Source organism: Faecalimonas sp. LCP19S3_D12, assembly GCF_052121495.1.
Taxonomy (GTDB): Bacteria; Bacillota; Clostridia; order Lachnospirales; family Lachnospiraceae; genus Faecalimonas.
Window position 1 is genome coordinate 1 of sequence record NZ_JBQKED010000054.1, and the last position, 15318, is coordinate 15318.

At 34.0% G+C, this 15318-nt stretch carries 13 protein-coding genes and 2 pseudogenes; 11 read left to right on the forward strand and 4 right to left on the reverse strand.

The window, feature by feature from the left end:
• The first annotated feature begins 202 nt into the window (after window positions 1–202).
• The 3 genes from ACTQXY_RS13525 (at window position 203) to ACTQXY_RS13535 (ending at window position 1920) form a co-directional block, all read left to right on the forward strand.
• Entirely contained in the window at window positions 203–397 is a 195-nt protein-coding gene (locus tag ACTQXY_RS13525) for a hypothetical protein (protein ID WP_441659902.1), read from the forward strand.
• Window positions 398–489: 92 nt separating this feature from the next.
• On the forward strand, window positions 490–1605 hold the full coding sequence (locus ACTQXY_RS13530; RefSeq protein WP_441659912.1) for a glycosyltransferase: 1116 nt from the start codon (window positions 490–492) through the stop codon (window positions 1603–1605).
• 24 nt (window positions 1606–1629) lie between these two features.
• Window positions 1630–1920, forward strand: a complete 291-nt coding sequence (locus tag ACTQXY_RS13535; RefSeq protein ID WP_441659903.1) for a hypothetical protein — start codon at window positions 1630–1632, stop codon at window positions 1918–1920.
• A 90-nt stretch (window positions 1921–2010) separates the two neighbouring features.
• Here the strand turns inward: ACTQXY_RS13535 and ACTQXY_RS13540 are convergent.
• Window positions 2011–3302 (reverse strand): annotated as a pseudogene (locus tag ACTQXY_RS13540) (IS4 family transposase); the annotation flags it as partial.
• Window positions 3303–3600: 298 nt separating this feature from the next.
• Between ACTQXY_RS13540 and ACTQXY_RS13545 the strand changes: the two are divergent.
• From ACTQXY_RS13545 to ACTQXY_RS13570, 6 genes are all read left to right on the forward strand, one after another.
• Window positions 3601–4632: a hypothetical protein gene (locus ACTQXY_RS13545; RefSeq protein ID WP_441659904.1), complete on the forward strand. Its 1032-nt coding sequence runs from the start codon at window positions 3601–3603 to the stop codon at window positions 4630–4632.
• 304 nt (window positions 4633–4936) lie between these two features.
• The gene (locus ACTQXY_RS13550) at window positions 4937–5224 is read left to right on the forward strand and encodes a metalloprotease family protein (RefSeq protein WP_441659913.1); all 288 of its coding nucleotides are present in this window, start codon (window positions 4937–4939) and stop codon (window positions 5222–5224) included.
• A 325-nt stretch (window positions 5225–5549) separates the two neighbouring features.
• On the forward strand, window positions 5550–7769 hold the full coding sequence (locus ACTQXY_RS13555) for a peptidase domain-containing ABC transporter (protein WP_441659905.1): 2220 nt from the start codon (window positions 5550–5552) through the stop codon (window positions 7767–7769).
• Window positions 7766–9340, forward strand: a complete 1575-nt coding sequence (locus ACTQXY_RS13560) for a beta-barrel domain-containing protein (RefSeq protein ID WP_441659906.1) — start codon at window positions 7766–7768, stop codon at window positions 9338–9340. The genes ACTQXY_RS13555 and ACTQXY_RS13560 overlap by 4 nt, the downstream gene beginning before the upstream one ends.
• A 132-nt stretch (window positions 9341–9472) precedes the next feature.
• Entirely contained in the window at window positions 9473–10057 is a 585-nt protein-coding gene (locus ACTQXY_RS13565) for a DDE-type integrase/transposase/recombinase (RefSeq protein ID WP_441659907.1), read from the forward strand.
• Window positions 9976–10647, forward strand: a complete 672-nt coding sequence (locus ACTQXY_RS13570) for an IS3 family transposase (RefSeq protein ID WP_441659908.1) — start codon at window positions 9976–9978, stop codon at window positions 10645–10647. The genes ACTQXY_RS13565 and ACTQXY_RS13570 overlap by 82 nt, the downstream gene beginning before the upstream one ends.
• 173 nt (window positions 10648–10820) lie before the next feature.
• Here ACTQXY_RS13570 and tnpB read toward each other — a convergent pair whose 3' ends face one another.
• The 3 genes from tnpB to ACTQXY_RS13585 form a co-directional block, all read right to left on the reverse strand.
• Window positions 10821–11183, reverse strand: coding sequence for an IS66 family insertion sequence element accessory protein TnpB (gene tnpB, locus ACTQXY_RS13575; RefSeq protein WP_101885008.1), 363 nt, complete (start codon window positions 11181–11183; stop codon window positions 10821–10823).
• Window positions 11173–11538, reverse strand: coding sequence for an IS66 family insertion sequence element accessory protein TnpB (locus tag ACTQXY_RS13580; RefSeq protein ID WP_441659909.1), 366 nt, complete (start codon window positions 11536–11538; stop codon window positions 11173–11175). The genes tnpB and ACTQXY_RS13580 overlap by 11 nt, the downstream gene beginning before the upstream one ends.
• 183 nt (window positions 11539–11721) lie before the next feature.
• A complete protein-coding gene (locus ACTQXY_RS13585; protein WP_441659910.1) occupies window positions 11722–12636 on the reverse strand; it encodes a Mu transposase domain-containing protein in 915 nt (304 codons plus the stop codon).
• A 60-nt stretch (window positions 12637–12696) separates the two neighbouring features.
• Between ACTQXY_RS13585 and ACTQXY_RS13590 the strand changes: the two genes are divergently transcribed.
• On the forward strand, window positions 12697–13092 hold the full coding sequence (locus ACTQXY_RS13590) for a choice-of-anchor I domain-containing protein (protein ID WP_441659911.1): 396 nt from the start codon (window positions 12697–12699) through the stop codon (window positions 13090–13092).
• A gap of 21 nt (window positions 13093–13113) precedes the next feature.
• Window positions 13114–15189, forward strand: a pseudogene (gene ppk1 / locus ACTQXY_RS13595) (polyphosphate kinase 1); the annotation flags it as partial.
• Window positions 15190–15318: the final 129 nt, after the last annotated feature.

The window sequence follows — 15318 nt, forward strand, 5'->3', positions numbered from 1 at the left end:
TTTTTCGACAATTCCATTATACCAAAGGAACGTATTTATGCCTTTTTAATTGGCTGAAATATTGAATTTTCAAGGTTAATCACACCTTATTGGTGTGGGAAGTTTGAGTCATTAAAATTTTAAATCAATAAAAAGATAGTAATTAATTACTATCTTTTTATTGATTTAACGTTAGAATTCAATATATTTAAGGAGATTGCTTATGAAAAATATAAATTTAAAAATTAATCCATACTTTTGGTTTAATAAAAAAAACTTAATATATTTAAGAAGTTTAATTCCTCTATCCTCTAACAATGAATATGCAATTAAATTAATTAATGACCGTATTGAAGTATTAGAAAATATATTAGAGCAATCCTCTTTTCTAGAAAAAAAATTAATGAATCTTACTTAGAAATTGACCTTTCTAATCTTAACTTAGAAGATTTAATTAATCTTCTAACAGAAAACTTAAAAATTAACTATAAAAAAATAAGTGCTGTAATTATAGTATTTAATGAAGAACGTTGTATTAACAGATGTATTACTAGTCTTATAAATAAAGTTGATGAGATTATTATTTTAGATACTAGTTCAACCGATAACACTATCAATTTTATAAAAAAATATAATAGCCATATTATAAAATTATACAACTATAATTGGAATTATAATTTCTCTGAAGCAAGAAACTTTGCTAAAAGTAAAGCTACTAATGAATGGATTTTTTTTATAGATGCAGATGAATATCTTGATAGTTCTTCAAATATAAAATTGCTATTAAACTCTTTTAATAATATTCCTATAATTAATTCTCTAGTAATTAGTCCTAAAATTATAAATCATAATGAGCATACGATTATATCAGTAAAACGTATTTTCACACAAAAAAGTAATATAGAATTTTTCGGTAAAATTCATGAAGAACCAAGAAAAGATATTAGTAAATTAGGAAAGGACTTATTTCATCTATCATTAAATATAGTTATTAATCATGATGGATATCTTCCTAATATTATTGAATCTAAAAATAAATTAAAACGAAATCTTGACTTATTAGAAGAAATGTTAGTAGTGGAACCAACTAATCCTAGATGGAGTTATTTCCTAGTTAGAGATGGCTTAGAAGTAATTGAATTAGATAAACTTGAAAATCTGATTTACAATTCTATTTTAATAGATTCTAATTCTCAAATATCTATTAAAAACTTAAAATATCACGAATTTACTTTTGCACTTTTAGATATACTTGCTAGAATAAAACTTATTACTAAGGATTTTTATCTATTAGAAATAATTATAAATATTTTAAATGATTTAATTCCTCAAAATAGTAATAGCTTCTACTATTCTATAATAAGTAAGTTTATAAAGATAAAAGAGTCAACACAACTTTTATTAAATGAAACAATTAATTATAGAAATAATAATATCAATATTCAACCTGGGATGCTTCATAGTAATGGATATCATATAGATTTCCTTATTGCATTATTACTATTTGAAACAGGAAAATATAAAAGTTCATTTAAATATTTTGATTTTTTAGAAGATAAATTTACAGATATAGGAATAATTCAAAATTATAAACAAATTCTTACTTTAAAAGATTATATTAAATAGATATAAAGGAGCATTAAATTTAATATGAAAAAATTATTATCATATGATTATAAATTTTATATAGAACCAACTAACCCTATAACTACTCCTGAAGAATTTACAAATGAATTAATAAAATATTTTTCCCCAAAAAATATGTTTATAACAATAATAAAAGAAAGTATGGAGCCTATTATTAAAATTGATAATGAAACATACATATGTAAATTAGGTGAACCATTTAGAGTCTGGAAATTTTTTAAAACCCCTATAAATCCGATAGCTGGCAGATTTTTGGGGTATAAATGGATATATATATATTGCTATACTTTATAATTATATAACTCAAACTTCGCACATAAATTTTAGTTATACACCTTGAAAGTTCAATGGCTGGCAGTTATTCAGTTGTCAATGTTCAGTGGTTTATGTTGCTTGTAGTTTTGATTTTAACAGAGCAGGTATTGCATCCATGAATGCATCTACCAGCTTATTGATTTCTTTATCTGCTATGTTAGTAGTATCTGCAAACAGTGATGTGAACATTTGTAGCAACAATTGAAAAGCCGGAATTGACGTGATATCAGACATTTCGTCAGAAAAATATATAAACAGTTCACCAAGAGACCGTTCATCATTCTATTCACGGTTCTCAACGGATAACATCCTATATATGGTAAAAATAACTGTGGTATGGGCTGTCATTGTATCATAGGACATAGATATATATTCCTTACTTAAGTGCAGATAGCTTTTACAAACCTTAAAGAAAACTTCGATATCCCATCGTTTTCCATAGATACAGATAACCTCATCCTCATCAAGCTCGGTATCTGTGGAAATGATACACAAATATTCTTTTCTTTTATTGCGGTTGCGAACATAGACAACTTTGGCTGAAATGGTTTTACCATCCTTTACGACATCAACCATGACAGATAACAGATATCTAGAGCGTCCTCTTCGCTTCTTGTTTTTATTGTAGATGGATATCAGGGACACTCTTCACCGTCATAACGGAAAAACATTTTGGGTGTATTCTTTACCGTTGCGATAACATCATATCCGATTTCTTTTATAGCATGAATGGAGCTCGGAGATGAAAACCAATTGTCGAAAACGACATATTTTGCCGGAAATTCAGCTCTTTTAGTCTGTTTCAATAACTTGAGTATTACAGCTGTTCCCTTTTGTATAGCCAGCTGACGACGTTTGTATCTAACAGCCCTTTTATCTACCGCATTTGCTTCATTCCCGCGATTTTTCTTGTTATCGGTTGAAAGAAGCACACTGCTAACCGGAAGAAAAGTATTTCTATCTGACCAGCCTAATGTAAGCATACGAAAGCCAAATTTATATGCGTGTTTGGTGTGAGCGAATACCTTTGCAAGGAGCTCTACTTTTTTGGAACGCTTCCGTTGAAACATGGAATCATCAATGATTAAAACATTTGCACGGTCTTTCGAGTCTAGGGGAACGATAGCTTCCTGAATGATTCTGCTTGAAAGAATGGTTGTAAAACGTATCTAGTTAATCTGAATCATTTTAATAAAACGATAGACAGTATCTTTTGCAAAAGGCGGAATATTTCTACCGGTAAGCAGATTCATATACATGCTTCTGTTGGAAAAAATTAAAAGAAACAGATACTGAAAGATTTCTGAAATGGGAGTGCCTTTCTTTTTATAGGTGTTGGATGACTTTAAAGCCGATGAAACAATGTAATTGATTCTTTGTTTTTGGAACTTGTACAACTTTAATTTTCTATAAATCCAAATATTCAAGATTCAATATTATTATAAAAGAACTATGTAATGTAGAAAACTTTAATTCTCAAATAAATCCGAACGGAGATCATGTAAAAGTTCTATTATTTTCTTTATGATATTATGATGCGGCTTTTAGTATTTTGGAAGAAATCAATTACCATGTAAGAAAAGGGGCTATTCATCCAAAGTTAAGATATATAAAAAATATATTGATGAAATTTTAATAAAATAGCAGAATGGAGGACATATGAGCAATAAAAAAAAGATAATAATATTGTTGGGTGTTTTTGCCTTAATTGGGCTATTAGTGAGCTTCAAGATACAAACCACAAAAAAGAACAAAGCCATAGAATTAGCGAACCCTCCATTGACAAATGAGAAGATATCGGATAATCCGTATATAAGTCAATTGACAAAAAGAGAATTTGACATTTATCAACTGGTTCTTGGTAAGATAAGAAATTTAGAAGATGGAGTGATAGAATTCCCATATGAAATTTCTGGAATAGAGTTTATACGTGTAAAAAATTGTATTGAAGTTTTTACTGAAGATACTTCTATTGCGTTTTTGTATTATCCGCTGACAAAAGATAATTTTACTTCAGGAGGAATAACTTCTGATGAAATTGATTATAAGAATGAACCTGTATATGATAAATGTATTTTGTTTTTATATTCATCTTCCTTCACGCCGAAGGATGCAAATATTTCACCAGATAATCGTATTACCAATCTTTCAGAGTTTTCAGCCGGTAATGTTGATGAGAAACAAATAAGAAATGTGTTGGAGATGGAAAGTAAAGGAAGAGAATTGCTGGATCAAGTCATTGATAATATACCTCAAGGCAGTGGTCAACGTGATACATTGTATTATTTTATTGATTGGATTGACAACAATCTTAAATATGATAGGGAGAGTATTGATATATTAGAGAATAAAGGTGAAGATATTTTTGAAAATCCAGATGACTTTTTTGAATATTATATGTTTCCATCAAGTTTATCTAGTATATTAGATAAAAAGGCGCTTTGTTTGGGGTATGCAAAGGCATTGGTTTATTTATGTAATCGTGTCGGAATCGAAGCGTCTATAATAATTGGAGATGTAAAACAAAGTGTTTCCTATATTGGTCATGCACTTAATAAGGTGACGATTGATGGTAAAGATGCTTATTTTGATGTGAGTGCTGTATGGGATTACAGGGAAGGTAATTCAAAAGCGATGAATTTGGAAACGATTAAATCATTTATAAAACCTGTAGATTACTTTGAATATTAGAATCATTAAAATTAATTAAAAAAATCAGCTGTTTAAAAAGGGGTAAAATTTGTTCAATATTAAGTTTAGAGGAATTTTTGAAGATGAGAAACAATTAGAACCTGCTTCAAAATCAATTACAGGCATAAAATTTGAAGAACCTGAGGACATAAATACATTAATGAAAAAAGGGTTTTAAATATCATTACCTGTAATTGTTTCTTCCTTGATTATTACAGGATTGACAATTTTTGATTTGCTTTCAAATAATCAATTTGAGAAGAATGTCATTCTTTTTTCGATTATTTTTAGCGGTATTATTATTTTGCCACTTCAATTCTTACACAAAATTATTCACGCATTATTGTTTACGCACGAGGGAGTAAAAGAAATATATGTTTCAAAAGATTTACTGAGTTGCGTTGTTTATTGTACGAAGCTGGTTAGTAAAATAAGATTCATCATTATAGTAATTACACCGAATATATTATTGGGGTGTATTGCCATTATTCACAGCAGTATTATTTCGAGAAGTATTAGATGTAGTATTTGTGATGATTTTAACAATTATAGGCGTTGCTTTAATTGCGGCGAGAATAGGAGATTATTGTAATATATAATGCGGTTTGTCAGGTTTCACCAGGTGCTTATATCTTTAATAATGGATTACATTCATATTGGTATGAAACAGATGATAAATTAAAGGTAAAATCATCAAGTTCAGTAAAGGTTTTGCTTATTTTATTTTCTTAGCTTGGATTTATCATGTTATTTTTTGATATAGAGGCGTGTTTAGTGCTATTTTTTACTTCTATTATGGTCACGCTGCTAAATCACGTATTATTTTATGGCATTTTTAAATGGTTAAACTTTATAGCTATTATATTTGCTTGTGTAGTATTATTAGGGATATTTTAAAATGAAAGGAAATATGAGCAATGAAATATTATTGCATAAAACAATATGACATCACAGATTGTGGAGCGGCATGTCTTGCAACCATTTGTAAACAAAATGGCTACAAAATAGGCATTACCAAGATTCGTGAAGTTGCGGGAACAGATAAAGAAGGAACAAATGTATATGGTGTGATTAAAGCGGCAGAGTTGTTAGGTTTCAGTGCGAAAGGTGTCAAGGGAAATAAAGAAGCCTTTTTTTCAGAGTTCCCACTTCCTTGTATTGCTCATATGATTGTGGATGGAAATTTATTACACTATGTAGTGATACATAAAATCACAAAAAAACAAGTGATAATAGCAGATCCAGGAGTTGGAATTGTAAAACTGACACCAGAAGAATTTTTGGGAGAAGTCCATGAGGAAGGAAAAGCACCAAAGTATCAGTGGAGTGGTGTTTTGATTTTGTTAGTAAAGAATGAAACTTTTAAGAAGGGTGATGAAACAAAAGGGTTGTTTGGTCGCTTTTTTCATTTACTATTGCCACAGAAAAAATTATTACTACATATTTTTATCGCTTCGCTGGTGTATACGATATTGGGAATAGTGGGAGCATTTTATTTCAAAGAGCTAATTGACAGTGTGCTTCCAGATGGATTGCAGAAAACATTAACGACCCTGTCAATAGGAGTGATTCTTCTGAATGTGTTTAAAGTGTTATTAAATGCATTTCGGTCACATTTGTTATTATACTTAAGTCAAAAACTGGACATAGCGCTGCTGTTGGGATATTACCGTCACGTGATGGAACTCCCTATGAACTTTTTTGGAAAAAGAAAAGTGGGTGAAATTATTTCCCGATTTAATGATGCCGGAAAAGTAAGAGATGCTATTTCAGGGGCAGTTCTTACCATTATGATAGATACGCTTATGGCTGTGGCAGGTGCGGTCATTTTGTATGCCCAAAATATAAAATTATTCGGCATCGCAGTGATTATTGTGATTCTTTATTGTACCATTGTTGCAAGTTTTAATAAATGGTATGAAAAACTGAACCGAAAACAGATGGAAGATAATGCGCAACTTACATCTTATATGGTTGAATCCTTAAATGGTATTCAGACTATAAAGGCATATAATGCAGAACGCAAGACGAATCGGGAGACAGAAATTAAATTTGTAAAATTGTTAAGAAGTGTCTTTGATTTAAGCTGGGTAAGTAATCTGCAGTCCTCTCTAAAAATATTTATAGAACTAGTTGGAGGAACGGTGATATTGTGGGTTGGTGGGGTTAGTGTTATTCAGGGAGAGATGACCATAGGCTCCCTTATTACTTTCAATTCTCTGTTGGTATATTTTTTGGATCCGGTTAAAAATCTAATTAATCTACAGCCACAGATGCAGACGGCAGTGGTAGCCGCAGACAGGTTGGGGGAGATATTGGATTTAGAAGCAGAAAAAACAGAGAGTGAATACCGAAAAGTGTCACCAGAAAGTCTCGCAGGAGATATTGAAATGAAAGGCTTGAATTTTCGATATGGTACTAGAAAACTAGTATTAGAAGATATTAACCTTAAAATCAAAAAAGGGCAGAAAGTTGCGTTTGTAGGAGAAAGTGGATCAGGAAAGACAACCCTGTCTAAGCTGTTGTTGCATTTATATGATACAGAGTCTGGAGATATTCTTATAAATGGAAACAATATTGATGATATTAGGATAGAATGCTTGAGAGAAAAAATAGCATACATACCACAGGAAACATTCTTGTTTAGTGGTACAATTTTTGAAAATTTGACATTGGGCATGGACAAAGCTACTATGAATGATATTATGGAGGTGGCTAAAATGGCACAGGCTCACGATTTTATTAATGAATTACCTCTTCGCTATGAGACAAGATTGGAAGAAAATGGTGCAAACTTTTCGGGGGGACAGAGACAAAGATTAGCTATTGCAAGAGCGATGTTAAAAAAACCGGATATTCTTATTTTAGATGAGGCAACTAGTAATTTGGATACCATTACTGAACAATCCTTAGACAAAACGATACGTAAATTTACAAAGGACATCACGACTATATTTATTGCACACAGACTTAGTACAATAAAGAATTGCGATAGGATTTTTGTGATGGATAAGGGGAGGATTGTCGAAGAAGGAACACACAAGGAATTGATTGCCAAAGGTGGAAAGTATGCTTATCTTGTAAAGCAACAATCACTGGAAGAATATTCTGTAATGGAAGGTGGTGACAATGCATGAAGCCGATTATCATAGATATGAAAGACATGAGTGACAGTACAGAGGTATATGATTCTAAGCCAAATCGATTTATGATATACACAATATATGCGATTTTATTGATATTTGTCATTGCTCTGATATGGATGTATTTTACCGTAATAGATATTGTGGTAAAGAGTGATGGCATTTTTAAGGGAAGTAATGCACTTTATGAAATTAGCAGTGGAGTCACCGGCAGAGTAAAGGAGAGTAGTGTCACGAATGGGCAGTATGTGAAAGAGGGGGATGTGCTTTATGTACTTGATATTGATACTCTCTCCGATACAATTGTTCGCTACCAAAATGAACTGGAAGCATCAAAAGAAAGACTTGAAATTCTATCTGCCTATGAAAAGAGTTTAGAAGGAGATGTAAAAGAATTAGACGCCTACACAGATAATCCGTACTATGAAGAATTTGCAAATAGAAGGGAGCTTTTGTTTACAAATATGACGGTGAGTAAAAACGATACAAGTGGACAAGCCTCATTGTATCAGGGAAACATTGACTCTATTTCTAGCACAATTGCTCAATATAATGAAAAGATTAGTAAATTAAATACTGTGAAACAGTGCATTATGGAAAAAAACAATACATTGGATTCAACAGAAAGTTATTATTATAGTATGGTTAGCAGTTATCTTTCTTCGTATAATTATACAGCTTTACAATATGATAATCAGATGAATGAATACCAAATAAAAATCAATGATTATGACGAACAGATAAAAAAGGCAGAAGAGCAAGATGTAGATAATGAAACTGTTGATGTAGAAGCATTAAAAATGCAAAGAGATACGTTGATTACATCAAGAGAATCGGTAAATGAAGAAAAAACACAGGCATTGTTAAATTTGGAACTACAGCAGATTAGCACAATAGAGAAGCAGATTTTAGGGTATAATGACAGCATACTTTCAATGGAAACGAGTCTTGTATCAGCTAGATTACAATTGGAAGGGGTAAACGGCGTGGATAATGATACCAAGGAAAGTGTTATGATTCTTACAGAAAAAGGAAATATAGCTGAAGAAATGTTAAGTTATGAGGAAAAGGTGAAGGAATGTGAAAGTTATTTAAAGAGTTATGATATTCAAAATGATAATTGTACCATAAGAGCTGGTGCATCAGGATATTATCATGCTACAAAAGATTTAAAAACAGGAATGTATGTACAAGAGGGAACTTCGCTTGGAACGATTTATCCTGAGCGGGAGTCAAAGTATTATGCGGAAATTTATGTTCAAAATTCTGATATTGCAAAATTAAAAGAAGGACAGGAAGTTAAGTTTGAGATTGTGGCATATCCATCTAGCGAATATGGGGATTTCACAGGTGTGGTAGAAAATATTGCAAGAGATATATCTATAGACCAAAATACTGGATATGCATATTATATGGTGAAAGTTAAATGCGATCATATGACGATTAAGAATAAAGAGGGAGAAGAAGCTTCTCTTGTAAATGGTATGGCATGCCAAGCAAAAATTGTTATAGACGAGGAAAATGTTTTAACATACCTTTTGGAAAAAATAGATTTACTTGACTAAGTTAAAGGCACTCCTTTCCCAAATTCTCAGTGAGTGTATCTCAAAGGAGGATAACAGATGTGATAACAGCGGAAATTCGCTGACCTTGCATCTAATGGGTTACGATTGTGATTAACAAAGAGACATATTATTATGAAACAACTGGGCATTAAAGCTCAGTGGGTAAAACCATGGACAATCACAACCAAAGATTCTGACTTCAGCAGTGAATTAAAAAATATTTTTGATGAACAATTTAATCCAGAACGCCCGAATGCTGTTTGGTGTTCCGACATTACCTATATCTGGACAATAGACGGATTTGTTTATCTGACTAGCATTATGGATTTATATTCTAGAAAAATCATTGCGTGGATGCTTTCAAAAACATTGGAAGTATGCTGTGTGATTGAAACTATAAATAAAGCCAAAGCAAGATGTAACATCGAAGAGCCTTTGATTTTGCACTCGGATTGTGGCAGCCAGTATGTGTCCAAAGAATATAAACGAGTAGCCGCAAACATGCAGTGCAGTTATTCTAAAAAGCCATATCCATGGGATAATGCATGTATTGAGTCATTCCATTCCCGGATTGAGCGTTTACGATCTACGAGGATTCCCATCAAAACTACGGTGCTCCTAAAATTACTGCAGAATTGCGAAAATCCGGGGAATATGTTTCCGAAAAAACAGTTGGAAATTATATGCGTCAAATGGGAATCAAAGCCCATTGGGTGAAACCATATATCCAGACAACCATAGATTATGATTTCAGCCAGAAACTCAAAAATATCCTCAATGAGGAATTCAATCCTGCTCATCCAGATGCTGTCTGGTGTTCAGATATCACTTATATTTGTATATTTGAAGGATTTGTATATCTTACCAGTGTGATGGATCTGTATTCAAGAAAAATCATTTCCTGGGTATTGAGTGAGACGCTGGAGGCATCCCACGTAGTGGAATGTGTTGAAAAAGCAAAACGTGTGAGAAATGTTGAAAAACCGTTGATTTTCCACTGCGACAGAGGATGCCAGTACGTATCGGAAGCATTTCAAAAAGCAACCAGAGGTATGATTCACAGTTATTCAAAGAAAGCATATCCATGGGATAACGCCTGTATAGAATCTTTCCATGCACTTTTGAAGAGAGAGTGGATCAATCGGTTTAAAATCTTTAATTATGCACATAAATTGATTTTTGAATATATCGAAACATTTTACAATACCGTGCGCATTCACAGTCACTGTGGATATTTGTCTCCAAATGAATATGAGGAACAATATCTTGAAAACATCGAGGAGAATGCAGTGAAAATAGCAAGTTAAACTTCGCTCAGAACAGAGAAAATTGGTTACATTTAATTTGTACTTTTTCTGTAAACGCTCAATAGCGAGTACCTTATATCTGAATTCTGGTTGTGGATAACTAATTCAAAAAATTATATCTATCGTTTTTTCGTGTACAAAAAGAAAATATATTTTCTACGAATTGCACAATACTACATGGTTTTGGGTGGATCCTTCAGTTCCTCAATTGGATGTTTTGCGACAATAGAAAGTCCATGCATTAACATTTGAAACTGCTCGGGAGTAATCTCCATGGCTTCTTCCTTTGTTCGTGGCCAGCTAAAAGCACCAATGTTCAACCTTTTGTAAAGAAGTAAGAATCCGTCTCCTTCCCAAACGAGTCCTTTGATTCGATCGGTTCGTTTTCCGCAGAACAGGAATAGGACATGCTTTTGAAAAGGATCCAGATTAAACTGAAATTTAATAGTAGATGCCAGACCATCAATCCCGCGCCTTAGATCTGTGTATCCTACAGCAATAAATATTTTCTCAAAGCCGACAGCATCATTGAGCATGATTGATTGCTCCTAAAAGATTTTTAATAAAAGTTGTTGAAGCAGTATCAAACAGATCAATTGAGAAACTTTGATTTATGTGCAGCACTGCTGACACACAAGATTGTCCTCGGCTATTGTCTACTTCATTAGGAATTGGCATTTCTACAAACTCTGTTACAGGTGTTTCAGCAGAGTCTAGATACGCTTGTCTAACACACTTTAAACGATAATAATATGTTGCTTTTGTAATGGCATGCTGATCGCACCATTCATCAACAGTCATTGCCTTCGGGCAGTTCTGGCATTCATTGATTTGAACTGCCCACTGTTGTAAGTGACAGCTTTTTGCAACTAAACTTGTTTGAGAACTCATAGTCTAACTCCTTCCGGGTATAAAAAGTTGAGTATTAAACTTTTCATACTATTTTGACTTAACTTTTTAGACTATTATCTCAAACATCAAAATTTAAAGAAAGGTACTTGCTATTGAGCGTTTACCTTTTTCTTGACATAGGACCACGCATATCATGCAGTTTATCTATGGTTGACTGACGAATCATAAACGGTCCCCTCCTTCGTAGTAGAAGGCACCTCTGGTAATGCCATACTTGGAGCTTTCTTTACTAGATGCACTGGAAGAAGCTTTTACCACTGCCATTTTGTCCTGACCGTTTTTCAAAATGGTACTGATGTTTTTAAGGCTTGGACTTGGTGTGTAACTAAGTGCTTTGATACAGGCGTTTTCCAAACGTTCTGTACCATAGCGGTCAGCAAGTTTCATCAGCGATGCGCAGGATTTATAACCCTGTTGCTCTACCTTATGCATATTAAAAAAATGCTTTACCAAAATGAGGGCGGAATGACCAACCTTCTTCCCCCAGTCCAGAAAACTTTCTGTATTGTATTCCAGAAATTTTCTGTGATTTTCAGGCATGTGTTCCGGTATATAAACCGGTTCCGAAGAACAAGACCTACGCATATGCGACGCTATACGATTGTTATGGTAGAAGACTTCAATACTGTTTTCAGTAGTACGAATATCTACTTTTTTACCGATAAACTCATACGGAACAGAATACTTGCAATCTCCGACTTTTATGAGATAATCAGGTTGTATGGTGGCAGTTGACCAGACAGCCGTTTCATACGGGGAAGCAGGTAATGGCATGAGGAAGTCCTTTTCTTCTTCAATAAATGCAGACAACTGGCTTCCTTTCTTTTTCTGGAAAGGTTTTGCATTGAACTCTTCAAGTTTTTCATGGATGGCTTTATTGAGTTCATCAAAGGTGAAAAACTTCCGATTCCTTAATGCCGCAAGAATCCATGTTTCGAGTACTCTTACAGTACCCTCAGCATTGGGTTTATCCTTAGGTTTTACCGGTCTGGCAGGAATAATAGCTGTTCCATAATGCTCCGCCATTTCGTGGTAGGATCGGTTGAGCACAAGCTCTGTCCGTGTATTTTTAATCACTCCGGTTTTTAGATTGTCCGGTACAAGAATACGAGTTACACCACCGAAGAAGGAATTTGCATGTCGGATGGGATTGCAACATATCATATAAATGGTGTAAACTATATAGTAACGGCAGTAGGCTATGAACCAGAACACTTTAACTGTTCGAACGACAATAATGACATAGATGACCGCTCAGGGAAAAAGGGGGTTGAAGCAGAAAATGTAACTATAGGAAATGTAGGCGAAAAGATTTACGCATTTATTGGTTTGGAAAGAATCGGAGGCGTAATGATGTATGATGTTACAAATCCAGAGAAAATCAGTTATGCAAATTATATTAACTCCCGCGATTTCAGTGCGGATATTGCAGGAGATGATTCACCGGAAGGACTTTGTTTTATATCGGAGTCGGAAAGCTTGGATGGAAATGCACATTTTGGAATTACAAAACGCCGTCGCTATACGTTATAAAACGAGAGTTTCTTTTGAAAATTCAAAACAAAGGAGAAGGCGAAAATGGGAGAAATTTATATGAACCGGGAGCTTTCCTGGCTAAAATTCAACGAAAGAGTACTGGAAGAAGCAGAAAATGAGTCCGTTCCACTATATGAGAGAATGACATTTGTCTCTATTTTTGAGAGCAATCTGGACGAATTTTTTATGGTAAGAGTCGGGTCTTTGAGAGACCAGATGCTTATCAGCAGTAAATGGAAAGACAATAAGACAAATATGACGGCACAGGAGCAGATTCATGCAATTTTTCGAGAAGTAAAGAAGCTTAACAAAAGAAAAGATAAAATATACAGCAAGCTGATGACAGAAGTAGAACAGTTTGGAATCTGCCTGATTGATTTCCAGATGGCGCGTGAAGAAGAACAGCAGTATTTGGAAAAGTATTTTGAGACAGAGATTGCGCCGTTGATTTCACCTACCGTAGTCGGAAAACGCCAGCCATTCCCATTTTTGCGCAACAAGGAAATCTACGCGGTTGTTGTATTGGAGACAAGAAACGGAAAGGAACGTCTTGGAATTATTCCATGCACAAATAATATGCTGGAGCGTATGATTGAGCTGCCGTTTGGACAGGGAAGATATATGCTGTCAGAAGATTTGATTTTACACTTTATGGCAAAAGTATTTAAAGGTTACAAGATCAAAGGAAAGTCTCTCATTCGAGTGATTCGAAATGCAGACATTGATGCAGATGCACTTTATGACGAAGATTTGGATTACCGTGAATTTATGGCAGAATTAATGAAAGAACGCAAAAAACTTTCTCCGGTACGTCTGAGTCTTTCGCGTGAGATGGACGGAAATGTAGTGCATGCATTGTGTAAATATCTGGATATGGATACAGACAGTGTATTTCGTGAAGAGTCACCGCTGGATATGACGTTTATCTCTGAAATTGAGGACCTCCTCAGAAAGAATTCGGAAATGTTCTATGAAAAGCGAGTTCCGCAGAAAACACCTGATATCAAAGACGGAATCAGTATTATTGAACAGATCAAAGAAGAAGATAAGATGTTATCCTACCCGTATGAATCTATTCGTCCATTTTTGAATCTGCTCGTGGAAACAGCGGAAGATGAAAATGTAGTTTCGATTAAAATGACTTTATATCGACTTGCGAAACAAAGTAAAATCATAGAGGCGTTATGCGAGGCGGCAGAAAACGGAAAAGAAGTAGTTGTATTGGTAGAGCTTCGGGCAAGATTTGATGAGGAAAATAATATTGAGTGGTCCAGAATGCTTGAAAAAGCAGGATGCCAGGTAATCTATGGACTGGAAAATTATAAAGTACATTCAAAGCTTTGCCTGATTACCCGCAAGGCAGAAGGAAAGATCGAGTATATTACGCAAATTGGAACCGGTAACTATAATGAAAAAACATCCAGATTATATACGGATTTGTCTTTAATGACAGCAAATGTGGATATTGGTCTGGAGGCAGCGGGAATCTTTCAGGCACTGTCAAAAGGGGAAGTGGTGGAAGAGACAAAACATCTTTTAGTTGCTCCAAAATGTCTGCAGTCAAAAGTCATTGAGATGATTGAGGAAGAGATCATACATGCAAAAAGTGGAGAAGATGCATATATAGGATTAAAACTGAATTCTCTCACAGATAAAAAAATTATGGATAAGTTGGTGGAAGCGTCCTGCGCAGGAGTGAACATTGAGATGGTAGTGAGAGGAATCTGCTGTCTGATCCCGCAAGTTGCAGGTAAGACAGAAAATATCCGTGTACTTAGCATTGTCGGAAGGTTTTTGGAACATTCCCGCATCTATATATTTGGAGTTGGGGAGAGACGAAGATATTACATTGGTTCCGCTGATTTTATGACGAGAAATACAGTGAAAAGAGTGGAGGTTGCCGCTCCGGTCTATCAAGAGAATCTAAAAGAACGACTTCAGGAATTATTTGATATTTTGCTGCATGATAATCAGAAAGCAAGATGGGAAGATAAAGACGGTTGTTATCACATGCGGGTGAATGAAGAAAAACCAGTCAATGCTCAGGAAGCATTGTACCAGATGGCATATGACAGAATCACAGAAAAAGTGTAAAATAAAGGAGCCTGACCATGTACCGACCCCCAAAAGTTAGACCTAAAAATCTAACGATTGGAGGTCGGTATTTTTATGTCTAAATATTCTTTTGAATTCAAGAAGAAAGTTGTTTTGGCATACTTAAAT

What these genes read in the sequence shown, in the direction of transcription:
- ACTQXY_RS13525 (WP_441659902.1), top strand. Translation starts at nt 203, where the DNA reads ATGAAAAATATAAATTTAAAAATTAATCCATACTTTTGGTTTAATAAA.
- ACTQXY_RS13535 (WP_441659903.1), top strand. Translation starts at nt 1,630, where the DNA reads ATGAAAAAATTATTATCATATGATTATAAATTTTATATAGAACCAACT.
- ACTQXY_RS13545 (WP_441659904.1), top strand. Translation starts at nt 3,601, where the DNA reads ATGAGCAATAAAAAAAAGATAATAATATTGTTGGGTGTTTTTGCCTTA.
- ACTQXY_RS13555 (WP_441659905.1), top strand. Translation starts at nt 5,550, where the DNA reads ATGAAATATTATTGCATAAAACAATATGACATCACAGATTGTGGAGCG.
- ACTQXY_RS13560 (WP_441659906.1), top strand. Translation starts at nt 7,766, where the DNA reads ATGAAGCCGATTATCATAGATATGAAAGACATGAGTGACAGTACAGAG.
- ACTQXY_RS13565 (WP_441659907.1), top strand. Translation starts at nt 9,473, where the DNA reads ATGAAACAACTGGGCATTAAAGCTCAGTGGGTAAAACCATGGACAATC.
- tnpB (WP_101885008.1), bottom strand. Translation starts at nt 11,183, where the DNA reads ATGCTCAATGATGCTGTCGGCTTTGAGAAAATATTTATTGCTGTAGGA.
- ACTQXY_RS13580 (WP_441659909.1), bottom strand. Translation starts at nt 11,538, where the DNA reads ATGAGTTCTCAAACAAGTTTAGTTGCAAAAAGCTGTCACTTACAACAG.
- ACTQXY_RS13590 (WP_441659911.1), top strand. Translation starts at nt 12,697, where the DNA reads ATGTCGGATGGGATTGCAACATATCATATAAATGGTGTAAACTATATA.